Source organism: Bacillus cereus, assembly GCF_015071065.1.
In the GTDB taxonomy this organism is placed as follows: domain Bacteria; phylum Bacillota; class Bacilli; order Bacillales; family Bacillaceae_G; genus Bacillus_A; species Bacillus_A cereus_BA.
Map to the genome: position 1 here is coordinate 115,999 of NZ_VOVA01000006.1, position 24,675 is coordinate 140,673.

Here is a 24,675-nt window from a genome sequence, read left to right on the forward strand (position 1 = left end):
AGTGTTCTTTGCAAGGTACCGTAATATTGTTAATACTATGAATAGATGAAAGTCTATTTATATATTTCTAGAAGAAGATATCAGAATGGTATTTTAAGATAAATAAATGATTGAAAGCGCATTCTATAATTATTGTAAAAATACTGTCAAATTAACATCATTGGAAAAATAATGAATTTGTACTATAATGATAAACGATACTTCACCACATTAATTAACTAGGTGAAGTTAAAATCTTTATTACACACATTATGAAATAAAGGGATGATTAGTTTGAGTACAGGTGTAAAAGCAAACGACGTGAAAACAAAAACAAGAGGAGCAGATCTTGTTGTTGATTGTTTAATTAAACAAGGTGTTACACATGTTTTCGGTATTCCAGGAGCGAAGATTGATTCTGTATTTGATGTACTGCAAGAAAGAGGACCAGAGTTAATTGTTTGTCGTCATGAACAAAATGCAGCATTTATGGCAGCTGCTATTGGTAGATTAACAGGGAAACCGGGGGTATGTCTTGTAACTTCAGGACCAGGGACATCAAATTTAGCGACAGGTCTTGTTACTGCGAATGCGGAGAGTGATCCCGTTGTTGCTTTAGCTGGTGCAGTTCCGCGTACTGATCGATTAAAACGTACGCATCAATCTATGGATAATGCTGCACTATTCGAACCAATCACTAAATATAGCGTAGAAGTAGAGCATCCAGATAATGTGCCAGAAGCACTTACTAATGCATTTCGAAGTGCGACTTCTACAAATCCGGGAGCAACTTTAGTAAGTCTTCCGCAAGACGTTATGACTGCGGAAACGACTGTAGAGTCTATCGGTGTGCTTTCTAAGCCACAGCTTGGAATCGCTCCCACACATGAAATTACATATGTAGTAGAAAAAATAAAATCAGCGAAATTACCAGTTATTTTACTCGGTATGAGAGCGAGCACGAATGAAGTAACGAAAGCGGTTCGTGAATTAATTGCTGATACAGAACTTCCTGTTGTTGAAACATATCAAGCAGCTGGCGCGATTTCACGGGAGTTAGAAAATCATTTCTTCGGCCGCGTTGGATTATTCCGTAACCAACCAGGTGATATTTTACTAGAAGAAGCGGATCTTGTTATTTCAATCGGTTACGACCCAATTGAGTATGATCCGAAATTCTGGAATAAACTTGGCGACAGAACGATTATTCATCTTGATGACCACCAAGCGGATATCGATCATGATTACCAACCAGAGCGTGAATTAATTGGTGATATTGCTTTAACTGTAAATAGCATTGCAGAGAAATTACCGAAGCTTGTATTAAATGCGAAATCAGAAGCAGTTTTAGAACGATTACGCTCGAAATTATCAGAGCAAGCAGAAGTTCCGAACCGTGCTTCAGAAGGTGTTACGCATCCACTTCAAGTCATTCGTACACTTCGTTCTTTAATTAGTGACGATACAACCGTTACATGTGACATCGGTTCCCATTCTATTTGGATGGCAAGATGTTTCCGTTCTTATGAACCACGTAGATTATTATTTAGTAACGGTATGCAAACGTTAGGTGTTGCACTTCCTTGGGCAATTGCCGCTACTTTAGTTGAACCGGGCAAGAAAGTTGTTTCCGTGTCAGGTGATGGCGGTTTCTTATTTTCTTCAATGGAGTTAGAAACAGCAGTACGTTTAAATGCACCGATTGTACATCTTGTATGGAGAGATGGTACGTATGATATGGTTGCGTTCCAACAAATGATGAAATACGGTAGAACATCAGCTACAGAGTTTGGCGATGTTGATCTTGTGAAATATGCAGAAAGTTTCGGTGCAATAGGTCTTCGTGTCAATACACCGGACGAATTAGAAGGTGTATTGAGAGAAGCGTTAGAAGCTGATGGTCCTGTCATTATTGATATTCCAATTGACTATCGTGACAACATTAAATTAAGCGAGAAACTATTACCAAACCAATTAAACTAATGGGGGCATGAGTGAGATGACTGTTGCGCAATTAATTGATATTGATGCAAAAAGAATGAAAACGAATAATGAAGTATATCAAACATCTACAATGCTTGCACTATTAGATGGTATATATGATGGTGTTATTAATTTTGAGGAATTGAAAGAACGTGGTGATTTCGGCATCGGCACATTTGATCAATTAGATGGTGAAATGATCGCATTTGATAACGAATTTTACCATTTACGTTCAGACGGCTCAGCAGAAAAAGTAGAACTGGAAGAAACAACACCATTTGCGACTGTAACGTTTTTTGAAAAAGAAATGAGTTATACGGTAGAGCGTCCGATGAATCGTGAAGAAGTTGAAGCGTTATTACATGAATTAATGCCAAGTAAAAACTTATTTTATGCGATTCGAATGGATGGTACGTTCCGTGAAGTGAGAACGAGAACTGTTCCAAGACAAGAAAAACCATATACACCGCTTGTTGAAGTGACGAAATCACAACCGATCTTTTCATTTAAAGATACAGAAGGTACGCTAGCTGGATTTTGGACACCAGATTACGCGCAAGGTATTGGTGTAGCTGGTTTCCATTTACATTACATTGACGATGAAAGAAGCGGGGGCGGACATGTTTTCGACTATGTTGTAGAAAACTGTACGATTCAAATTTGTCAAAAAGCTCATATGCATTTAGCACTTCCGGAAACAGCTGATTTTATGGGAGCTGAATTATCAAGAGAAAACTTAGAGAATGATATTGCGGCCGCGGAAGGTGCGGAGTAAAAAGGAATCGAAATTATGTATTCTCTATATAAAGAACCGAAGTCTTGTTCAGGCTTCGGTTCTTTATCATTGGTTCGCAATCTTCTCGTGAAATTCCTCGATCCAATTTCACTGCAGGCCTCATTATGTTTAATTTGTAAAATGAAAACTCAATTTTGAAGCAAAAGAAATATAAATTTCTCTCCAAACATATACATCAAAAGGATAGGGGGGATACGATGGAAAACTCCATTACTATTAGTTTATGCATGATTGTAAAAGATGAAGAACAGGCTATATCAAAATGCTTAGAATCGGTCAAAAGTGTTGTGGATGAAATTATTATTGTAGATACAGGTTCAACAGATGCTACAAAAGAAATTGTGAAGAAGTACGATGCGAAAGTTTATGATTTTCAATGGATTGAAGATTTTTCAGCGGCACGAAATTTTGCATTTTCTAAAGCTACAAAAGAATATATTCTTTGGCTAGACGCAGATGACATAATAGATACGGATGATGGAAAGAAATTGCTACAGTTAAAACGTACGTTAGATCGTAGTACGGATGCAGTATCTATGAAATATTATTTAACTTTTGATATAGAAGGAAATCCAACACATTCTTTAAGGAGATATCGATTAGTCAACAGAAGTAAAAATTTTCAATGGTATGGATTTGTTCATGAATATTTAGAGGTGTATGGAAATCTTATAAATAGCGATGTAGGGGTAAGTCATAAAAAAGACAAAGCATATACTAATCGTAATTTGAAAATATATGAAAAACATCTTGAGAGTGGAAAAGAATTTAGTCCCCGCGATGTGTACTATTATGCAAATGAATGTAAGGATCACAGATTATATGATAAGGCTGTTGAGTGGTATTCAAGGTTTTTAGATGAAGAAAAGGGTTGGGTTGAAGATAATATTCAAGCTTGTTTAAAAAGAGCCGAATGTTATTTTGAATTGGGGGACTTAAAAAAATCTATCCATTCTTGTTTACAATCATTTATGTATGATACACCTAGAGGAGAACTTTGTTGCCACTTAGGACGTGTATTTTTGCAACAAAGCGAATATTCCAAAGCAATATATTGGTACCATGCAGCAATTGACGGACCACGATCAAAAGATTCTCCATTTGTCCGGGAAGAGTGTCATACATGGTTGCCGCATATTCAACTATGTATTTGCTATGATCGAATAAAAGAATATGAAAAGGCAATTTATCACAACGAACAAGCTGCACAGTTCATACCTAATAATCCAAGTATTGAATATAATAGAAAATATTTTGATGGTTTATTCAAAAAATAGTATTAAATAATACTAGATAATCATTTCGGCTGCTGAGAGGAGTCTGATTCATGCTCACAAGTATAATTATATTAACTCATAATCAATTACAGTACACAAAAGAATGCATCCAAAGTATTAGGACTTATACAGTGGAACAAGAGTATGAGTTAATAGTTGTGGACAATGCGTCAACAGATGGTACTGTAGAATGGTTACAAAAACAATCGGATATTATACTAGTGGAAAATGCGGAAAATATGGGTTTTCCAAAGGGATGCAACCAGGGAATTAAAAAGGCGCAAGGTGATAATATTCTATTATTAAATAATGATGTGGTCGTAACTAAAAATTGGTTAAGAAACTTAATTTGGTGTTTGTATGAAAACAAAGATACTGGAGCTGTAGGGCCCGTAACGAATAATGCCGCTTACTATACTGCTATACCAACCTTTTATCAGGATATTCAAGGGATGCAGAATTTTGCAACTTTATATAATCAAAGTGATAAAAATAAATGGGAAGAACGTATGAAATTAATAGGGTTTTGTATGCTTATCAAAAAATCAGTGCTAGATGAAGTTGGAGTATTCGATGAACGATTTACACCGGGGAATTATGAAGATGATGATTTGTCATTAAGAATTTTTGAAAAGGGATATAAATTGTATTTATGTAAAGATACATTTATTCATCACTATGGAAGTGTATCGTGGAGAGAAGATAGTGTTAAATTTTCCGTGGTTTTACATGAAAATAATATAAAATTGTATGAAAAATGGGGATTTTATGGTGAAAGTTTATACATTCATTATGATTTACTAGCAATTGTAGATCGATTTGCGCCTGATCAAGTAAATATTCTTCATATAGGAGCTGGATGTGGTGCAACTTTATTAGAAATGAAAAGGCGTTATCGAGCGGTTTCCATATTCGGAGCAGAAGTTAATGAAAAAGCGGCAGCTCTTGCAAATAGGGTAGCTCCTACAACTTCTGGTGAGTATGAGAAGTTACATGAGGTATTTACAGATGAAAAATTCCAGTACATCCTGCTATCACATCCTATTGATCCAGCGCAATTACCTCATGTCATACAATCTATTTCTCAACTTTTAACTCCAACAGGAAATTTCATTATGTCGAAATTCAATCTAGATAATTATAATGCATTAAAAAATTCATAAAAAAATTAATGTTTTTTTAGGGTTTCCTCTTCGGAGGTGAACTGCATTTGGGGATTTTGGAGAGAAAATGGTTCCTTCAATATATGCAAAACCGAAATCCAAGCCCGGATTTCGGCTTTTTGATTTGCGATGAAATACGAAATTACCTTCGTATTTTTGTTAGTGTGGTCACTTGCAAATATACAGGATGGGGCGATTTTTTTATGCAAAAAAAAGAGCTATCCTATAAGTCAGTGAAACCAACTTATAGGATAGTTCCTTTACTTTGACACAAACGGATGCTTTTCATAATAAAACCGCCATGGATAGTGAACGGCTTCTTCTGCATAATCAATGTTAATACGAGGACCAGCTAGTATGTTATGTGTGGATGATAAATGCTCTTCTTCAGGAACTAATTCAATATGTAACGTATCACTTTGAAGTGATACGCCGCGCTCTTCTAAAGTGATTCCGAGTGCGCGGCATAGTTTTCCGGGGCCATTTGTTAAGTTTTTATACTGAGCTTTCGTAATGTCATTTTTGTTGTAGCGCGCTAGTTTCATGTCTTCGATTCCGTCTACAGGTTCAAGAGCACGAATGAGAACTCCTTGCGGGGTGCCGATTGGTGCTGTAATTACGTTAAAGCAATGATACATACCGTAAATTAAATATACGTAAGCATGTCCTGGTGCGCCGAACATTACTTCTGTTCGATTAGTCCGTCTTCCTCCGTAACTATGAGCGGCCTTATCATCTGGACCTTTGTATGCTTCTACTTCTACAATAATCCCGCTCCGCTTTATGCCGTCTACAATATGAACGAGTTTATGTCCGAGTAACTTCTTTGCGACTTCTAACGTATCGCCTTCATAAAAAGAAGGTGGTGCTTGCATTGTACTATCTCCTTTGCCAGTTGTATATGTATATAGTAAACCAAATTTACAGTAGTAATTCTAACTCGTTCTATTTACTACATTTATTTCATAAATTATGGATAGAGTACAACAGCGAAGAGGGGGAGTGCGACATGATTTATCGCTTACTAGCTCTTAATATAGATGGGACACTACTATACAACAACGGAAAAATCGCAAAAGGGTTACGGGAGACAATTGACTTTGTGAAAAGAAAAGATGTATACGTTACATTATTTACGAATCGTAATTTTCAATCTGCTCATAAAATAGCGAAGGCGTTAAAATTAGATTCTATACTAGTTACACACGGTGGTGCCTTCGTTTCAGCATCGTTAGATAAGCCGTTCGCTCAAAGGAGATTATCTGAAGAGAAAACCTTTAATATCGTGCAAGTGTTAGAGCATTTTGATTGTAATGTTCGCATTTCTCATGAACGATTTTCAATTGGGAATCGTGAGAGAAATACACCAAACTTAATTGCGCGTACTGTATTATCAAGCGCAGATCCTTTATTTTATCCGGTTCAATTTGTAGATTCACTAGGGGATGCCCTGCGTGATCATCCAGTAGCTGCACCAAAAATTGATATTGTTTTCCATACGAAAGGTGAAAAAGAAAGAGGGATGAATACGTTAAGAAAGGCATTTCAAGATGTAGAGTACGTCGAGTGTGATGCGAGGCGTATAGAAATTCTCCCTCAAAATGTATCAAAACTACGTGGTTTACAATTACTTGGGGAGCATTTAAATATTAACCTTAGTGAAATGGTTGCGATTGGAGATAGCATAGACGACTTAGATGTGATTGAAAATGTTGGACTCGGGGTAGCGATGGGGAACGCTCCTGTAGAATTAAAGCAAGCCGCAGACTGGATTACACGTTCTAATACTGAGAACGGCGTAGAGTATATGATTAAAGAGCATTTTCGTAAGCAATTCCCGCTTCCTTTTTTAAAGAATCATAAAAATACACCGAAACGATGAAAGAAAAACGTAGCTTTGTGGCTACGTTTTTTTGTCTAACTTATTTGAAAAGTTTAAGTTCATATTCCAATGAAAAATGAAAGCGTTTCAGGTGGAGAATTGTGTCTGTAATCCATGCAATTCACTTGAATACTTTAGAAAACTGTTGTAGAGTGGATGATGTTGCCAAAACAGTTACACCACATAAAATATTCTTCAGGTTAATTTCATTGAGCTCCCATAAGCAAAAGTGCTCCCGCATGTTAGTTTAGTTCACGTATTATCTCAAAAAATGAATTGTAGTAGTTTCGCCAATTAGTTGTAGAGCTTCTTTGTTTTATTTAAATGGATTATTTGTAAATTAGTATGAATAGGTTTTAAGTACATCTGAAATGTACTTCTTGTTATAAGTTTTTGAAATTTGAAAAGGGGGAATGAATTTCTTGAGGAAATCATTAAGTCAAAAAGTAAAAAAGATATGCAGTAGTTTTATAATTATATTGTTAGTATGTATGAATTTTTTAATCCATTTACCGTATAAAGCAGAGGCAGCTACAACAGAATTAAAAGGTTTAGGCGATACATCTTATTATAACGCAATCATTTTTGGTGATCATAGTGCAACGAGTGCAGATATTGAGGGTGCGATGGCTGTTCAAAAAAATATGAACGCATCGAGCTATACAGTCGTGGCGGCTGCAACTGGAGCGAACAACTTAGCTGGAGCAACATGGATAGATGAAGGATATCCATCATTATTATTAGGTGGTCAATTTAAGAAAGCGGGAACAGGACAAGTAATTATCCAAGATGGAACAGTGGCAATGACAAAAGATGGTGACCCAGAAGGCGCAATGAAATCATCATATGACCGTATCTCTTATAAAGAGCAAGCGGAGATTGATGCTAAATTTAAAGAATTTAGAAAAGATGTTGATGGTGTAATTGGGGATGCGGGTCAATTACACACTGATAAGCCAAAACCTAATATGAGCTTTGGGATCGGTGAAGATGTAAACAACCCTAATATTTATGTTTCTTCAGGCCAAACTGGAAAGAAAACATTTGATGTAAAAGATGTTTTTCTTCCGAATGTAAATAACAAAGATTTTATTGTTATTTATTCAGATGCAGAAGAAGTGAATTTTGCTAGTGGCGCAATTTTGTATGATACGGGAAATACCGGGATGGCAACAGATTTAATTAATACATCTCAAGCATATGATCCTAATTCACCTTTTACTGAGTTAGCTAGTAAAGTAATTTGGGTGTTTCCAAATGCTACAAAAATATCAACAAAGGGATATGGTGTAGTAGGAAGTGTATTTGCTCCAAATGCTGTTGTAGATACAAAGGGTGGCTCTATTAACGGACAAGCCTATGTTGGTGGACTGCATCAAAGAGATGGGTTTGAGGTTCACAATTTTAAATTTAACTGGCCAAAATGGAAAAAGCCATCAGTGGAAAAAGGAAATTTACAAATTAAAAAAGTTGATGCAAATGATGAAAACATTGTTTTAAAAGATGCAAAATTTGATGTTATAGACAAAGAGAATAATGTTGTGGCTACTGTTACAACGAATAGCAAGGGTATTGCTGAAGTTAAAGATTTACCACTCGGTGACTATTTTGTAAAAGAAATAAGTGCACCAGAAGGATATATAAAAGTTGATACACCAGTAAAAGTAACTATTGATAGCACAAACGTAATGGAAATTGTTATGAAGAATACGAAAAAAGTAGAAAATGGCCAATTTAAATTATTGAAAAAAGATAGTGAATCTGGTCAACTTCTACCAGGTGCAAAATTTGATGTTATAGATAAAGATGGAAATGTTGTTGAAACAATTATTACAGATGGTAAAGGCGAAGCTGTATCAAAACAACTTCCAGTTGGAACATATACATTAAAAGAAGTTGAAGCGCCAAAAGGCTATGAACTATCATCTAGCTCAGTCCGTGTTGATGTAGTATCTAATAAGGTTGTGACGGTAGATGCGTTGAATAAAAAAATCGTTGAAAAAGTAACAGGTCAATTTGAAATCGTAAAAGTAGATGCGAATGATAAAACGAAGCTATTATCGGACGCGGAATTTGAAGTGTATAAAGATGGTAAAAAAATAGATACATTACGAACAGATAAAACAGGTAAAGTCATCTCTAAGAAATTAGAACCAGGAAAATACACATTAAAAGAGACGAAAGCACCACAAGGATATAAATCACTAAAAGAAGAAATTGAAGTTACTGTGGAAGCGAACAAAGTAGTACCGGTAACAGTTGAAAATGCGAAAGAACTTGGAAGCTTACAAGTAATCAAAAAGGATGCTGAGAGCGGAAAAGTTCTAGAAGGCGCGGAATTTAGACTAAATGACGAAAATGGTCAAAAAGTTGGAGAGGCAAAAATAACAAATAAAGATGGTGTTGTTACATTCGAAAACTTAGTGCCAGGTAAGTACACGTTAGAAGAAACGAAAGCACCAGAAGGCTACAAAGCGGTAGAGGTTACAGTAGAAGTAAATGTTGTAGCAAATGAAGTAGCAAAACAAGAAGTTACGAACGAAAAGGTAACAGGTCAATTTGAAATCGTAAAAGTAGATGCGAATGATAAAACGAAAGTATTATCAGGTGCAGAATTCACAGTGTATAAAGACGGTAAAAAGGTAGCGGAACTGAAAACAGATGAGAGTGGAAAAGTGATGTCACCGAAATTACCATTAGGTGAATACACAGTGAAAGAAACGAAAGCGCCAGAGGGCTACAAACTTTCTAATAAAGAGTGGAAAGTAACAATTCAAAATGAAAAAGAAATCGTAAAAGTAGAAGCAGAAAATGAGAAAATATTAGGTTCTTTACAAATTATTAAAACAGACGAAAAAGATCAAGCGAAACGTTTAGCAGGTGCAGTATTTACTTTGAAAGATGCTAAAGGAAACGTTGTAAAAGAGGAAATTACAACAGATGAGTCTGGAAAAGTTAAGGTAGAGGGACTTGTGCCAGGGGAATATACATTAGCAGAAACAAAAGCACCAGAAGGTTATGAGCTAACAAAACAGGTAATTCATGTAACTGTTGATGGTGAAAAGGTTGTTGATGTAAAAGTAACGAACAGTAAGAGCCTTGGTCAATTTGAAATCGTCAAAGTAGATGCGAATGATAAAACGAAGCTATTATCGGACGCGGAATTTGAAGTGTATAAAGATGGTAAAAAAATAGATGTATTACGAACAGATAAAACAGGTAAAGTAATCTCTAAGAAATTAGAACCAGGTAAATACACATTAAAAGAAACGAAAGCACCAGAGGGATATAAATCACTAAAAGAAGAAATTGAAGTTACTGTGGAAGCGAACAAAGTAGTACCGGTAACAGTTGAAAATGCGAAAGAACTTGGAAGCTTACAAGTAATCAAAAAGGATGCTGAGAGCGGAAAAGTTCTAGAAGGCGCGGAATTTAGACTAAATGACGAAAATGGTCAAAAAGTTGGAGAGGAAAAAACAACAAATAAAGATGGTGTTGTTACATTCGAAAACTTAGTGCCAGGTAAGTACACGTTAGAAGAAACGAAAGCACCAGAAGGCTACAAAGCGGTAGAAGTTATAGTAGAGGTAAATGTTGTAGCAAATAAAGTAACGAAACGAGAAGTATTGAATGAAAAAGTGAAAGAAAAAATTACAGGCCAAGTAGAAATTACAAAGATAGATGCTAAGGATACAGATAAAACATTAGCGGGCGCAGTGTTTGAAATTTGGAAAGACGGAACAAAAATAGACACATTAACAACAAATAAAAACGGTAAAGCAATTTCTAAGAAGCTAGAACCAGGAGATTACATTTTAAAAGAAGTTCAGGCACCAGAAGGATATAAATTATCTGATAAGGAAACTAAATTTAAGATTTCTAATGAGAAAATAGAAGTTAGAAAGCTTCAAATTGCAAATGAAAAAGAAACAGGAAAAGGTCCAGAGAACCCAGGTGGGGAGACAGAAACACCAGGTGGAGAGACAGAAACACCAGGTGGAGAGACAGAAACACCAGGTGGAGAGACAGAAACACCAGGTGGAGAGACAGAAACACCAGGTGGAGAGACAGAGACACCAGGTGGAGAGACAGAAACACCAGGTGGAGAGACAGAAACACCAGGTGGAGAAACAGAGAACCCAGGTGGAGAGACAGGAACACCAGGTGAAGGAACAGAAAAGCCAGGTGAAGGAATAGAAAAGCCAGGTGAAGAAACAGAAACACCAGGTGGAGAAACAGAAAAGCCAGGTGAAGAAACAGAAACTTCAAGTGAAGAAGTAGGAAAGCCTAACTTACCAGAAAAAGAACAAGGCGTTTCTAATAATCAAAAACTTCCAGCTACAGGGCATAATACGAATTACCTTCCATTTATAGGTGTAATTCTTATGTTATTAGGAATACGTTTAAGATTTATGATTAAAAATAGCTAATAGGTTTATAAAAGGCATAAGAGAAATGTTATTTCTTATGCCTTTAAGTTTTTAATAGAAGAAATAAGGTAAAAGCTTCTGTATTGACCTGCAAACGCCCTTCAAGTAAACTAAAGAGAGTTTGCAAATGAAAAGGTGATAATGTTGTTAATTTCAATTAAAACGTTACAAGATGATCGTTTTTTACGTCCGCTACAAAATATTGGCGGTTTATTTTTTGAAGAGAGCACGATAGGGTTTGATAAAGAAGAAGCAAATCTTATCGTTGATATACAGATAGAAGGTAATGTGACAGCATCGGCTCGTTTAACAGATGTTGCAACCGGAAATGTATATGAAGAAACATTCGCGAAAGATTTATCTGCTTTCACAGAAGAAAAAGAACGTATGAAGCAAGTGAAACATGTCGTTTCTTACGTATATCTTTCTGTTCTTCAGCAGCTAACTGGACTTGAACAGAGCTGGGGAATATTAACTGGGGTACGCCCAACGAAGCTTCTTCACAAATTGCTTCAAAATGGTATGTCAAAAGAAGAAGCGCATAAAGAACTTCGTGAAAGTTATTTAATTCATGAAGAAAAAATTGAACTTCTTCAGCGTATCGTTGATTGCCAATTAGCGGTTGTTCCGGATTTATACCGTTTGAAAGAAGAAGTAAGTATTTACATCGGTATTCCGTTTTGTCCTACAAAATGTGCGTACTGTACGTTCCCAGCTTATGCAATTAACGGACGCCAAGGATCAGTTGATTCGTTCTTAGGCGGGTTACATTATGAAGTTCGTGAAATTGGTAAGTTTTTAAAAGAAAAAGGTGTTACAGTTACGACGATTTATTACGGCGGCGGTACACCGACGAGTATTACAGCAGAAGAGATGGATATGCTTTATGAAGAAATGTACGAAGCGTTCCCTGATGTGAAAGATGTGCGTGAAGTAACAGTTGAGGCAGGTCGCCCAGATACGATCACACCAGCAAAGCTAGAAGTGTTAAATAAATGGAATATTGACCGTATTAGTATTAATCCGCAGTCATACCATCAAGAGACACTAAAGGCAATTGGACGTCATCATACTGTAGAAGAAACAATTGAGAAGTATCATTTAGCACGTGAAATGGGAATGAACAATATTAACATGGACTTAATTATTGGTCTTCCTGGTGAAGGATTAGACATCTTTAAGCATACGTTAGATGAAACAGAAAAGTTAATGCCAGAATCGTTAACAGTTCATACGTTATCATTTAAACGTGCTTCTGAAATGACGCAAAACAAACGTAAATATAAAGTAGCAGGTCGCGAAGAAATTACTGCGATGATGCATGAGGCGGAAGAGTGGACGAAGAACCATAATTACGTGCCATACTATTTATATCGCCAAAAGAATATTTTAGGTAACTTAGAAAACGTTGGGTATGCAATGCCGACGCAAGAAAGTATCTATAATATTGTTATTATGGAAGAAGTACAATCGATTATCGGACTTGGTTGCGGTGCATCAAGTAAATTTGTTCACCCACAAACAGGAGCAATTACACACTTTGCGAATCCGAAAGATCCAAAATCATATAACGATGGCTTCGTGAAATATACAGAAGATAAACTGAAAATTTTAGAAGAGCTATTCGTGTAAGGAGAAGAAGGCTGTCCCAATTTTGGGATGGCCTCTTTTTAATATAGGGGACTATTGTTGTCAGTTTTTGTTGATAAATCGATATATCTTAAAAATCGCCAATATAATTTCATTTACCGTCGAGCGGTCCATTTGTAAAACTATGTCGATAATAATCAGAAAAATTAGTCATATTATTAGAGGACAATGTCTACTTATAGACGAAATGATAGATTTATGAAAGAGAAAAGGGGGAAATTGTTGGCATGTACATGACGATAGGGAGAATTTTTGATTTGGCAGTTGGCAAGTATCCGAATAAAGAGGCGTTAGTAGAACCAGAAAAAAATATTCGTTGGACATATAAACAGTGGGATGAGCAAATAAATAAAACAGCGCAAGCTCTATTGAAAGAAGGAGTAAGAAAGGGAGATTGTGTATCTGTTTACTTATATAACTGTCGTGAATTTGTAAACGTTTACTTAGCTTGTGCCAAAATTGGAGCGATCTTTAACCCGATTAATTTCCGCTTAAAAGCAAAAGAATTATCGTATATCCTCCAAGATGCAGCCTCGAAAGTAGTTGTCTTTGAAAAAGCAGTTGAATCAACTGTTACTATGATTGAACGAGATTTTCCAAATTCGTCTTTTTGGTATGTAGAAGACGATGCACCTTCCTATGCTAGTTCTTACCATGAAAAAGTAAATGAAGCATCAGCTGAAAGAATAGATATTGTAGTCGATGAAATGGATTATTGCTCTATGCTTTATACGAGTGGTACGACTGGTCATCCGAAAGGCGTACTACATCGCCATCGTGATATGGCTGAGCATAGTATGATTTGTACGTATTTCATAAAATATAACAGGGATAGCGCCGGGCTTGTGGTAGCCCCTTTATATCATTGCGGAGAGTTAAATGCTGGAATCATACCGCGCATTCAAGTTGGCGGAAAGAATGTTATTTTGCATCATTTTGATACGGATAGAGTATTACATACCATTCAAGAAGAGAAGATTACGACGTTTTTTGCAGCACCGACGATGTGGAATATGTTATTGCAAGAAGATCTAGCTGAGTATGATTTAACTTCGATGAAAATCGGTGTATATGGCGGGGCTGCGATGGCTCCAGCGCTAGTGAAGGAATGTAAAGAGCGTCTTTATATTGATCTTGTCCAAATTTACGGAATGACAGAAATGGGACCAGTTGTTGCGTTTCTTGTAGAAGAGGATCAAATTACGAAAGCTGGTTCAGCAGGAACACCATGCTTTAGCCATGAAATTCGTATTGTCAAACCGAACGAAGACGCACCAGCAGAGCCAGATGATATGTTGCCTCCTTATGAAGTAGGGGAAATTATTTTGCGCGGTCCAACTATGATGGCTGGATATCATAATCGAGAAGAAGCAAATGCAAAATCGATGTATAAAGGATGGTATCATTCTGGTGATTTAGGCTACTTCGATAAAGACGGTTATTTATTCGTTGCAGACCGCGTTGATGATATGGTAATTAGCGGTGGTGTAAATATTTATCCTCGCGAAATTGAAGACTTCCTTCATAGTCACCCTGGTGTATTAGATGTTGCAGTACTTGGTGAGCCAGATGAACTATGGGGAGAGCGTGTCGTTGCGATCGTTGTAAAGAAAGATGAAAATATTTCAGAAGCTGATTTAGAAACGTATTGCAAGGAAAGTGATGAATTAGCAGATTATAAACGTCCGCGTCATTACTTATTTGTAGATGAACTTCCTCGTAATGCGAGTGGAAAATTGCAAAAGTTTGTGCTGAGAGAGTCGTTGAAAGGTGCGAAAAAGTAAGTGGTAGAGCGGTTGTCTATACAAATAAGGCTATCTTTCTTAATAAGGAAAGGTAGCTTTATTTTTTAAAAATTATTAAATATGATATATAGAGGGATCAAAAATAGTATGTACCTTCTATTTATAATTACTTCCTATTATTATAGTAGAATATATTTTACGACTTAACGTTTTGACTTCAAAATCATATTATTCGTTTTAAATAAGGGTGTTTTTGAAGAGGATGAGAAATGCGAAAAATAGTAACGGTTGGTTTGTAATTTTGAAATATGTTCGTACTTTAGTACTAGTGGAATAAAGTTATTAGAGGAGAACGGCGGTGGATAATATTTGAAAGAGAAAGATTATCGGTCATCAGATGACCTTATGACCAAAGGGGTCAATTAGTATTTTTTGGTAGTATGAATATAGTAACAAATTAATATACAAATAAACAGTCTTGTAATGCATTTTCATAAGTACTAATATTTATTGTTGGCTGCCAAAAAAAAGAAGTAGAAAGGACAATATGGTTAATGAAGCGTGTTGTTTACTGCTTTGTTTTGCATAATTAAAGATAGTTTGATGCTGCAAATATTCTTTAGTTGTAACCTTTTTTTAAGGTGGTTTAGGGTGAAAAGAATTTCATAATAGAAAAATGTGATAATTAAAATTGGAGGCGTTATGAGTACATATTTAAAAAGAATATCTGTAGTTTGTTTTATTTTTACTGTTATTATTGGACAAGTTTTTATGCCTATCATAGGGCATGCTCAAGAATTAAACACAACAGGATTTGTTGATACATTTAAGTTCGACAAAACGGATCTAACTTACGGAGAACGAACGGGAATAAAAGTTGATTTTAGTGATAAATCTGGAAATCAAATGAAGGCTGGAGACACACTAACATTAACATTACCACCTGAATTACAGGGGTATGCTAGAACGATTGATTTAAAAAATGATGCAGGTGTAAGCTTTGGTACTTGTCAAGTAACGTCAACGAATGTGGTATGTACATTTAGCGATGTTGCTGAGAAACTTCAAAATATTAGAGGATATTTTTATTTTGGAGTTCAAGCAACTAAGAATGTAGCAACGGGACAAACGCTCACAGTTGATACAAACTTAGGTACACAATTACAAACACAAAGTATCACAATTAAGGGTCCAACTGAAGGTGGTGGAGGTACAGCACCATTTGTCTATAAAACAGGTAGAATGGATGCGGATGCTCCAACTAAAGTGAAGTGGGAAATACCTATAAATAATAACCAGCAACAATTTAGTTCTGATATAGTTTTGACTGATACTTTAGAGGCGGGACAAACGCTGGATCAAGATGGTTTTAGTATAGGTGTTGGAAATCAAAATTTAACACCTCAACAATTTAATGATGGGGGTTATGGGACGATTACCTTTAATGGTAATTCTTTCGAAGTTAGGTTTTATAAAGAGCAGAGTAGCGGTAAGAACCTATTTTTAAGATATACAGCTACTGTAACTGATAGTGGAATGAAGCAAAAAACTTTTTTCAATAACTATACGATTAATTACCAAATTTCAAATGAGCAACCAGTAACGTTTTCAGAGCAGGCCTGGGCTGATAATATAAACGTAGGTGGGGGTGCTGAAGGAGATTTACCTCCTAAAGGAACGTTAAGAATCGTGAAGCACATTGCCGGAGATGAAACAAAACTCCTTCCGGATGTTACGTTTAAGTTGTATAAGGAATCGGGTGAACAAATTGGCGATACTTATACAACGGATGGACAAGGTATGGTTGAGGTCCCTAATCTAGACTCAGGAAATTACTATGTAACAGAGATTAAAGCTCCAGACTATGTGGATTTTGATCCTCAAGTAAAAGTGCCTTTTACAGTTGATGCAAATGCTGAAACAGGCGTAAAGCTTAAGATCCCGAATAAAGTGAAAACGACATCCGTTTCAGGAACGAAGACTTGGAATGATAACAATGCAACAGATCGTCCGAGCACGATTCAAGTAGACTTACTGAAAAATGGTGACGTAATCCAGACACAAGACGTAACAGCAGAAAACAATTGGAATTATACATTTGCAAATATACCTGCATATGATAATGACGGTAATGCCTATACATACACAGTGAAAGAGCAACCAGTATCAGGATATCAATCGAAAGTTAACGGATATGATATTACAAATGTAAAGATACAGGAAGCAACAGAAGTTGAAGCAGAAGGTAAGTTGGAAACAACAGAAGAAATAAAAGATCTAGAAAAACCGGAAGAACCAAAGGTAACAGAAGAACCGAATGTGCTAGAGAAGCCAGAGGTAACAGAAAAACCGGAAATCTTGGTAACACCGATCGAAGAAGAAACTAAAGAAGAAACAACAGAAGAGTTAAAAGAAGAAAAACCGGAAGAGCCAAAGGTGACAGAAGAGCCGAATATGCTAGAGAAGCCAGAGGTAACAGAAAAACCGGAAATCTTAGTAACGCCGATTGAAGAAGAAACTAAAGAAGAAACAACAGAAGAGATAGAAGACCAGTTAAAACCGGAAACACCGAAGGTAACAGAAGAGCCGAATGTGCTAGAGAAACCAGAGGTAACAGACAAACCGGAAATCTTAGTAACACCGATCGAAGAAGAAACAACAGAAGAAACAACAGAAGAGTTAAAAGAAGAAAAACCGGAAACACCGAAGGTAACAGAAGAGCCGAATGTACTAGAGAAGCCAGAGGTAACAGACAAACCAGAAATCTTGGTAACACCGATCGAAGAAGAAACTAAAGAAGAAACAATAGAAGAGTTAAAAGAAGAAAAACCGGAAGAGCCAAAGGTGACAGAGGAGCCGAATGTGCTAGAGAAGCCAGAGGTAACAGACAAACCGGAAATCTTAGTAACGCCGATTGAAGAAGAAACTAAAGAAGAAACAACAGAAGAGTTAAAAGAAGAAAAACCGGAAATGCCAAAGGTGACAGAAGAGCCGAATGTGCTAGAGAAGCCAGAGGTAACAGACAAACCGGAAGTACAAAATAAAGTAGAAGTACAAAACAAACAAGATGTAAAAAATAAATCTGAAGTACCATCTAGTAAAGAAAATAATAAGCAATCAAAGTTACTTCCTCAAACAGGGGGAGCATCAACTGAATCTACTTCTATTATTGCAGGTATGTTCGCATTAATTTTTGGAGCGATGTTGTTTAGACGTAAAAAAAATTAATGAGCGTGAGAGTTAGTTCGGAAATAAAATGTATGTGAAAAAGCGGAGACTATGGGTCTCCGCTTTTTATTATTTTTGTACATAGCTAAGTGGGATGCTACTTATTGATGAAAGATTTAAATGAAATGATTATTATTTTAATGTATACGTTTTAAAATTACATGCTTTATTTTTTTGCGAAATCGGGTGATTAGCGTAATGATAATAATACCGAAGATAATTTTCCAAATGTGTTGTTCAAGTACTAGGAATATATTTTCTAAGTTTTCCCCTAGCCAGTAACCACCGATTAAGAAGAATGATACCCAAAATAGGGCGCCTGAATAAATTGTCATCGCAAAGCGGCGAAATGGTAAGTTGATAATTCCTGCAAAGTATCCTGTGAAGTGGCGGACGCCTGGAATGAAAAAAGCGATAAAAATTAGAAAATATCCGTATTTATCGAACCACGTTTTCGTTAAATTAATTTTTCGTTCTGTTAAAAATACATATTTCCCGTATTTTTGAATGAAAGGCATGCCAAGTTTATTTCCTAAAAAGTATTGGAATGTCATACCTACGCTTGTCCCAATAAAGGATAAAATAATTAAAATTGGTAAACTCAAATCACCTTGATGTGATAAAAATCCTGCATAGGCTAATGTTGGCTCTCCTGGAAACGGAAGAGCAATATATTCTAAAAGTAATCCGACAAGTACTACATAATACCCATATTGCTGAAATAATTCATGAATCCATTCCATGTTGTGCGCTCCTTTTTAAATTGAAGTTGTTACACATCTTCCTCTTTTTCGCACTAATCGAACTGAAACAATAGTAGTAGAAGAGTTTGGCTGGAGGATTTAAGCTAGTATGATTTTTTGATAACCACTCGCTGCATTTATAGATAGGAGTGATATCATACTGAATATAGCTCTTTGCTAATTAGCAAAGAGCATCGAAGTGTAAATGTTACTATTAGTTAAAGTCATAACGGTATAAAAATATGTTGAAATCTTCTTCTTTTGGTCCAAAATCAACTGCTTTTTCTTGTATACGTTGGAAGTTTTGTTTGTCATAAAATCCGTAGTTACAGTTATTGTCTGTATATAAATATAAAGATGTTACATCTTCGGTTGTCATATATTGGAACAAGTAGTTCATTAAAGTTTTCCCAACCCCAAGACCTCTAGATTCTTCGGATACGATGAATAATTGTATACAGCCTTGAAAATGATCTTCTTTTCCTTGAATGAGTTCTTTATATGTTTTTTTAACTTTTATAAATGCTTTTAAAAATTCTCTATTCTCTTTATTAGTCATGAATAGTTTCATCATGTTAAAGGTAATGCTAACAGTATTATCGAATCTTTTTAAACGGTTTTTATCTTTTTTGGAATCGCCTAAAATGACACCGATAATTTTATTATCTTTTTCAGCTACCTTACTAAAGGAACTTCCTAAAATGCAACTGTGTAGATAGAAGTTTAATACGGAATCTAAAAATTTTTTATCTGTAATGAATTCATTAAATCCAAATGCCTCGCCAATTAAATGTTTTATAGGCTCATAGTCTTCCTTAGCTAGACTTCTATATTTTACTGTGTTCATAATTGTATACTCCCTTTATCAATGTAAATGACTTATTATAAATAGTAAGGTCTCCTCTAAGGGGAGAGTCAATGGTTGTGTGAGAAAAATATGAGGGAAGAGATTCAAATGAAAAAAATATTCTCTATTGGAGAAGTTGCAAAAATAAAGGATATAACGATAAAGGCGTTAAGGTACTATCATAAGATGGGAATTCTTATTCCAAAACATATTGATGAATCAACAGGATATAGATATTATTCTATAGATCAATTCATTCACATTGATATTATAAAAAGCTGTAGAGAGTTGAACACGAGTATAGTAGAACTTCAAGAGATTTTTAAGGAATGTGATATGGATAAGTTGCTGCGATTTTTACAATTGAAGAGGGAGGAAGCGGAAGAGCATATAAAGAAAATGAAAGAGGTAATTGAAACGATTGATGACTTAAATGCAAAAGTAGGGAGTTCACAGGAAATATTAAAGAATGATGAAATAGCTATTAAGTTCTTTGAACAGCGTTATGTAGTTGTGGCGCCTTGTAAAGAAGTAGGGAGTTTACAGGAGTTACTGTATTATTCCGATTTAGAGAAAATCGCTCAAGATTATGAAGAGAAAATGTCAATGGAAATGGGTATTCTATACAATGTCAATGAAAAGTGGGATGTAGAACCAAAGTATGTTTTTAATAAGGTACAAGATTATGTACATATGGAAGAGATGCAAAATATAAAAGTATTACCGAGCGGGAAATATGTAACATTAGCGTATAGTAAAGAAAATGAAGAAGAACGTAGAAATACTATGATTAAATATATAAAAGAAAACGATATAGAAGTGGAAAGTTTTATTGAAGTGGAGTTAGTTAATGATTTTTTTAATACGGAGACGTATAGTTGTCAAATTCAAATTTTTATAGGGGATAGTGAGAATAAGAAGTTTTGATTCCATAATTTTATGGAATGGAGTTATGTTCTTATTGGGTAAAATTGCAACATAACTCTCATTATATCGACTTAAATACAAAATACGACAATAATAGCCTACCTATTAATAAAAAAAGGGCCGTCCCCAAAAAACTTTTGGGACGGCCTCATTAGTAGTAAGGAACGTATTATTTACGTGAGAAACCTTCTTCATCAAGGTATTCCGCAGCTTCTGGATAAGAGTTGAATGTACCGTCTAAGTTTACGCCAGCGTAAACGTTCCACATATCGTCTTCCTGAATAAGAGTAAGGATATGGCCGTCTTCGTTACGCCATTCCTCTTCCTCAGCAGGTGCCATCGGTGCAACAATTTCTTCTTGCTCCTGTGATAGACGTTCAATTACTTTTTCAATTAATGAACGCAGTTCTTCTTCTGAAAATTCACGGATGTTAATCATGCCTTTATCATCTGTTCTATAACCTTTAATGAAGTTTGCATATACAAATCCGTTTCCATTTGGGTGTAAATGATATACAACGTTCTTTTTATCTAAACGACTTTCTTCAAAGTGAAAGTTTACGCGTTTTAACGATACGTTCTTTCTTTCTAATTCCGGGAAAGATTCAATAATTGATAATTTTTCTTCAAAAGTTAGCATAGTGCCTCCAAGTATATAGTAAAAGATTTAATTTGTTCATTATAGCATAGTCAAGTTTGTTTCCAAAGGTAGATTCGTCATATTGCTGTTTTTTAGTTTGACTTGGGAAGGCTATTTGTAAATGTAGGCGTTTACTTCACGAGACTGTAAAGAGTTTTTTATAAATACGCTAACGAATGATTTGTTTTAGATGTACAATGGAACGTGGACTTTATCCCGCTATTTGCGGGCAGTAATTCTTCTTTTTAGTAAAAATCTAGAAGATAGATGGGAGTAACTGCCCGTTACTGCCCGATTGGTGGGAGCTAATAACCAGTGGGAATGAAAAGCTCCTCACTGATTAAAATTTCACTTTATACGAAGGTGGTTATTTATATGTTTCAAAAAATAGCAAAGGAATGTTTAGCTGGGTTTACTGTTGCGATTGTTGCTTTGCCGCTAGCAATTGCATTTGGTATTGCAGCGACGGGAACGTCTGAAGGAGCGCTAGTCGGATTGTATGGTGCGATTTTTGCAGGTTTATTTGCGGCGTTATTTGGCGGTACACCGGGGCAAGTAACAGGTCCGACTGGGCCGATTACAGTTATTGCAACAGGCGTTATTGCAACTCACGGATTAGAAGCAAGTTTTATTGCATTTATGATGGCAGGGTTATTTCAAATCTTATTTGGTGTATGTAAGCTCGGCTCTTACGTTCGTTATATTCCGTATCCTGTTGTTTCAGGATTTATGAATGGGATTGCACTGATCATTATTTTAGGTGAAATGAAGCACGTACAAAATAGCTTTCTACTTGTGTTATTAACGATCATTGTAATGATTGTTTCTGGAAAATGGATTAAGGCCATTCCATCAAGTTTAGTAGCATTAGTAGGTGTTACAGTAACGTTACCGTTATTTTCTTCTATGCTACAAGGAATTACGGTAAACTTACCAGTTGTCGGAACTCTTTCTTTAAATAAGATGATTGAAAAGATAGGTGCAATTCCAGAGGCGATGCCATCTCTTCACGTACCGACTTTAGACGCACATGGCATGTTAGCACTTGTATTACCAGCACTTAGTATTGCTTTACTAGGATCAATTGACTCATTATTAACATCTGTCGTAATGGATAATGTGACGGGGACACGTCATAAAAGTAATAAAGAGTTAATCGGACAAGGTATTGGTAATGTTGCGAGCGGTTTGTTCGGCGGATTAGCAGGAGCAGGTGCAACTGTTAGATCCATCGTCAATATAAGAAGCGGGGGGAAGACGGCACTTTCAGCTTGTATGCATAGTGTCATCTTATTCATTTTCATTATGGGACTCGGTTCAGTGGTACAATATATTCCGCTTGCGGTATTATCAGGCATTTTAATTTTAACTGGCATCGGGATGTTTGATTGGGAAAGTATGAGGAAAGCGCATGTAGCTCCAAAGGGTGATGTGATTGTTATGTTCGTGACGATGGTTGTGACAGTGAAATTCGATTTAATGGTTGCTGTTGCGTTTGGCATTATTCTTTCCTTCATTATATACATGGTGAAGTGTAAAGAACGTAAAGCTTCTATTATAAAAGAAAAAGAAGCGACGTATACGATTCAGGGACCACTTTCATTTTTATCAGTAGATCGTATTTTTGCTTCTTTACAACATGTGAAGTCACCAGTTATTTTGCGTATGAAAGATGTACGCTATATGGATGTATCAGGAGCTATGGCGTTATTAAACTTTGTTGAGCAATCGGATAAAGCAGGAGCGAGTGTGACACTTGAACATGTACATCCGCATGTTGAAAAGACGATAGTAATGATGGCGAATGATGAGCAAAAAGAGAAATTACAATTTTTGAAAACTAAAGCGATATAAAAATAATAAGAACTTTCACACTCTACAAAGTATTTCGTGTGAAATTCGTATATCTAGATGTTGCGCGTTTGTTGACAATTGATTTTCTACACAGTATAGTAACATCTTAGATTAGCAATGTGCTATTATAATAAGGTATATGAATTTTGAGATTCCTTTATATTCAGAAGGAAGAGCTTTAAGCTGGAGGGAATATTTGATGTACAAACAGTTACCACATGGAGTGAAGATCGGGATTACACGATCAATTGTTGTTTCTTTTGAGAAATATATGAAAGAAATTGAATGGAATGAAGAAAAATTTGATATGCAGCAATTTGTTGAACAGTGGAAACAATATTTATACACAAAATCAACTTGGATTAATAAAGTAGACGACGAGTTGAAAGGACATCCAGATTTCCATCAAGCATTAGCGATGAAAGTAAATGAAAAAATTAATGAGCTTATTAGTGAGCAGCCGAGCGAAGAACAATTAGAGCTGTTAAAAAAGAGAAACGTAAAGCATGTAGATGAAATGTGTAAACTAGAAGCGGAGTATCATATTGAACGTTTATTAGTAACGAAGTAGATTTTACATAAAAAAGAGCCTATCCTAAAAGGTGTGATGACCATCTTTTAAGATAGGCTTTTTTGTATATTAGTCTTGTGGTACAAATGCTTTCCAGCTAGATAAATCCATATTTTGTTTCAAGATGGATGAAGCAGGGAAAACAAATGACCATGGTTTTGTAGTATTTGCTTTAATTTCAAGATTCGGCAACGTGAAAGCACCTTTAACAACGACTTCTCCAGAAGCATCTTCAATGTGAAGAGGAAGTTGTTCTAGTTGAATGTTATCTTTACAGCCGTTACGGATTAGAAGCGTTGTATGTAAATCGCCGTTCTCTTTCAATGCGGCTTGTAAACCTAGGAAGTTAATTTCACCTTCATTTGGAGGTGTTAAATTATCTACAAAATTACGTAAAGCTTCTTTGCTTGCTTCAGGTAACTGAGCTTCCCAAGATGGATCTAAATCTAGTTGATGTTTACTTTCAAGTTCGAAAGCTAATTCCCAATCTGATTGAGATAGCTCATTTTCAGTTATTGTTTCTTGCTCAAATGTAAATACGAACGGCATATTTACATTTTCAGGAATATCGCCAAGAGCAGACAGGTTAAATGTTTTACGTGCGCAAAGCTTTTTATCTTTGTTTAATAGAAGTAATGTAACTTCTTCGAAAGAAATCGGTTTTGGGACACTGCTGCGAATGAAAGCAGCTACATCGTATGCGCCATCACGTTTTTCAATTTCAATTCCTGATAAAGAAATTTGATATTCTTGTAACCGTGGTAATTCTTTATGTAAGAACTGATAAATGTATTTTTGTTCTTGTGCTACGTCACCCCAGCTAGGATGGAAGTAAAGAACGGGCTTTACCGTTTTATTTTGAGAAGTAGTTTCTTCTTGTCCAAATAATTGATTACTAGAAACAGTAGTATCTTTTCCTTGTTTCTTTGCCTTTTTCAGGAATGATAACATAAATTTTCA

17 protein-coding genes are annotated in these 24,675 nt (G+C 35.7%); 12 read left to right on the top strand and 5 right to left on the bottom strand.

Translation table 11 applies throughout. The features are described 5' to 3' along the window. Positions 1-273: 273 nt before the first annotated feature. The 4 genes from alsS to FT637_RS17510 all read left to right on the top strand — a co-directional run bounded on the left by alsS (position 274) and on the right by FT637_RS17510 (position 5,198). Positions 274-1,962: an acetolactate synthase AlsS gene (gene alsS / locus FT637_RS17495; RefSeq protein ID WP_193647460.1), complete on the top strand. Its 1,689-nt coding sequence runs from the start codon at positions 274-276 to the stop codon at positions 1,960-1,962. Positions 1,963-1,978: 16 nt separating this feature from the next. Continuing rightward, positions 1,979-2,737, top strand: coding sequence for an alpha-acetolactate decarboxylase (gene alsD, locus FT637_RS17500; protein ID WP_193647372.1), 759 nt, complete (start codon positions 1,979-1,981; stop codon positions 2,735-2,737). A 218-nt stretch (positions 2,738-2,955) separates the two neighbouring features. Continuing rightward, positions 2,956-4,035 carry a glycosyltransferase gene (locus tag FT637_RS17505; RefSeq protein WP_193647373.1) on the top strand — a complete coding sequence of 360 codons (1,080 nt, stop codon included), beginning with the start codon at positions 2,956-2,958 and terminating at the stop codon, positions 4,033-4,035. Between the two features lie 50 nt (positions 4,036-4,085). After that, a complete protein-coding gene (locus FT637_RS17510; RefSeq protein WP_193647374.1) occupies positions 4,086-5,198 on the top strand; it encodes a glycosyltransferase in 1,113 nt (370 codons plus the stop codon). 260 nt (positions 5,199-5,458) lie between these two features. Here the strand turns inward: FT637_RS17510 and FT637_RS17515 are convergent, their stop codons facing one another. Continuing rightward, positions 5,459-6,073: a DNA-3-methyladenine glycosylase gene (locus tag FT637_RS17515; protein WP_193647375.1), complete on the bottom strand. Its 615-nt coding sequence runs from the start codon at positions 6,071-6,073 to the stop codon at positions 5,459-5,461. A gap of 134 nt (positions 6,074-6,207) precedes the next feature. On the opposite strand from FT637_RS17515, the gene FT637_RS17520 reads away from it, so the two are divergent. The 5 genes from FT637_RS17520 to FT637_RS17540 all read left to right on the top strand — a co-directional run bounded on the left by FT637_RS17520 (position 6,208) and on the right by FT637_RS17540 (position 18,133). Next, entirely contained in the window at positions 6,208-7,080 is an 873-nt protein-coding gene (locus FT637_RS17520) for a Cof-type HAD-IIB family hydrolase (RefSeq protein WP_193647376.1), read from the top strand. A gap of 422 nt (positions 7,081-7,502) precedes the next feature. Then, on the top strand, positions 7,503-11,510 hold the full coding sequence (locus FT637_RS17525) for a SpaA isopeptide-forming pilin-related protein (protein WP_193647377.1): 4,008 nt from the start codon (positions 7,503-7,505) through the stop codon (positions 11,508-11,510). 141 nt (positions 11,511-11,651) lie between these two features. Beyond that, positions 11,652-13,142 (top strand): coproporphyrinogen III oxidase, encoded by a 1,491-nt coding sequence (locus FT637_RS17530; RefSeq protein ID WP_193647378.1) that lies wholly within the window; start codon positions 11,652-11,654, stop codon positions 13,140-13,142. Between the two features lie 245 nt (positions 13,143-13,387). Further along, positions 13,388-14,944: a fatty acid--CoA ligase gene (locus FT637_RS17535; protein ID WP_193647379.1), complete on the top strand. Its 1,557-nt coding sequence runs from the start codon at positions 13,388-13,390 to the stop codon at positions 14,942-14,944. A gap of 663 nt (positions 14,945-15,607) precedes the next feature. Further along, entirely contained in the window at positions 15,608-18,133 is a 2,526-nt protein-coding gene (locus tag FT637_RS17540) for a Cna B-type domain-containing protein (RefSeq protein ID WP_193647380.1), read from the top strand. 137 nt (positions 18,134-18,270) lie between these two features. On the opposite strand, the gene FT637_RS17545 is transcribed toward FT637_RS17540, so the two are convergent. Together FT637_RS17545 and FT637_RS17550 are read right to left on the bottom strand one after the other, a co-directional pair. Then, positions 18,271-18,876 carry a DedA family protein gene (locus FT637_RS17545; RefSeq protein WP_193647381.1) on the bottom strand — a complete coding sequence of 202 codons (606 nt, stop codon included), beginning with the start codon at positions 18,874-18,876 and terminating at the stop codon, positions 18,271-18,273. A gap of 214 nt (positions 18,877-19,090) precedes the next feature. Next, on the bottom strand, positions 19,091-19,723 hold the full coding sequence (locus FT637_RS17550) for a GNAT family N-acetyltransferase (protein WP_193647382.1): 633 nt from the start codon (positions 19,721-19,723) through the stop codon (positions 19,091-19,093). Between the two features lie 108 nt (positions 19,724-19,831). On the opposite strand from FT637_RS17550, the gene FT637_RS17555 reads away from it, so the two are divergent. After that, complete coding sequence (locus tag FT637_RS17555) at positions 19,832-20,650, top strand: MerR family transcriptional regulator (RefSeq protein ID WP_193647383.1); 819 nt, start codon at positions 19,832-19,834, stop codon at positions 20,648-20,650. A 169-nt stretch (positions 20,651-20,819) separates the two neighbouring features. Here the strand turns inward: FT637_RS17555 and FT637_RS17560 are convergent, their stop codons facing one another. After that, entirely contained in the window at positions 20,820-21,290 is a 471-nt protein-coding gene (locus FT637_RS17560) for a hypothetical protein (protein ID WP_193647384.1), read from the bottom strand. A 375-nt stretch (positions 21,291-21,665) separates the two neighbouring features. Here FT637_RS17560 and FT637_RS17565 point away from each other — a divergent pair, with 375 nt between their 5' ends. Both FT637_RS17565 and FT637_RS17570 read left to right on the top strand, forming a co-directional pair. Continuing rightward, on the top strand, positions 21,666-23,144 hold the full coding sequence (locus FT637_RS17565; RefSeq protein WP_193647385.1) for a SulP family inorganic anion transporter: 1,479 nt from the start codon (positions 21,666-21,668) through the stop codon (positions 23,142-23,144). A 199-nt stretch (positions 23,145-23,343) separates the two neighbouring features. Further along, the gene (locus FT637_RS17570; RefSeq protein WP_193647386.1) at positions 23,344-23,715 is read left to right on the top strand and encodes a hypothetical protein; all 372 of its coding nucleotides are present in this window, start codon (positions 23,344-23,346) and stop codon (positions 23,713-23,715) included. Between the two features lie 69 nt (positions 23,716-23,784). Here the strand turns inward: FT637_RS17570 and FT637_RS17575 are convergent, their stop codons facing one another. Then, positions 23,785-24,666, bottom strand: a complete 882-nt coding sequence (locus FT637_RS17575; protein ID WP_193647387.1) for an accessory Sec system S-layer assembly protein — start codon at positions 24,664-24,666, stop codon at positions 23,785-23,787. Between the last annotated feature and the right edge of the window lie 9 nt (positions 24,667-24,675).

What these genes read in the sequence shown, in the direction of transcription:
- alsD (WP_193647372.1), top strand. Translation starts at nt 1,979, where the DNA reads ATGACTGTTGCGCAATTAATTGATATTGATGCAAAAAGAATGAAAACG.
- FT637_RS17505 (WP_193647373.1), top strand. Translation starts at nt 2,956, where the DNA reads ATGGAAAACTCCATTACTATTAGTTTATGCATGATTGTAAAAGATGAA.
- FT637_RS17510 (WP_193647374.1), top strand. Translation starts at nt 4,086, where the DNA reads ATGCTCACAAGTATAATTATATTAACTCATAATCAATTACAGTACACA.
- FT637_RS17515 (WP_193647375.1), bottom strand. Translation starts at nt 6,073, where the DNA reads ATGCAAGCACCACCTTCTTTTTATGAAGGCGATACGTTAGAAGTCGCA.
- FT637_RS17520 (WP_193647376.1), top strand. Translation starts at nt 6,208, where the DNA reads ATGATTTATCGCTTACTAGCTCTTAATATAGATGGGACACTACTATAC.
- FT637_RS17530 (WP_193647378.1), top strand. Translation starts at nt 11,652, where the DNA reads ATGTTGTTAATTTCAATTAAAACGTTACAAGATGATCGTTTTTTACGT.
- FT637_RS17535 (WP_193647379.1), top strand. Translation starts at nt 13,388, where the DNA reads ATGTACATGACGATAGGGAGAATTTTTGATTTGGCAGTTGGCAAGTAT.
- FT637_RS17540 (WP_193647380.1), top strand. Translation starts at nt 15,608, where the DNA reads ATGAGTACATATTTAAAAAGAATATCTGTAGTTTGTTTTATTTTTACT.
- FT637_RS17545 (WP_193647381.1), bottom strand. Translation starts at nt 18,876, where the DNA reads ATGGAATGGATTCATGAATTATTTCAGCAATATGGGTATTATGTAGTA.
- FT637_RS17550 (WP_193647382.1), bottom strand. Translation starts at nt 19,723, where the DNA reads ATGAACACAGTAAAATATAGAAGTCTAGCTAAGGAAGACTATGAGCCT.
- FT637_RS17555 (WP_193647383.1), top strand. Translation starts at nt 19,832, where the DNA reads ATGAAAAAAATATTCTCTATTGGAGAAGTTGCAAAAATAAAGGATATA.
- FT637_RS17560 (WP_193647384.1), bottom strand. Translation starts at nt 21,290, where the DNA reads ATGCTAACTTTTGAAGAAAAATTATCAATTATTGAATCTTTCCCGGAA.
- FT637_RS17565 (WP_193647385.1), top strand. Translation starts at nt 21,666, where the DNA reads ATGTTTCAAAAAATAGCAAAGGAATGTTTAGCTGGGTTTACTGTTGCG.
- FT637_RS17570 (WP_193647386.1), top strand. Translation starts at nt 23,344, where the DNA reads ATGTACAAACAGTTACCACATGGAGTGAAGATCGGGATTACACGATCA.
- FT637_RS17575 (WP_193647387.1), bottom strand. Translation starts at nt 24,666, where the DNA reads ATGTTATCATTCCTGAAAAAGGCAAAGAAACAAGGAAAAGATACTACT.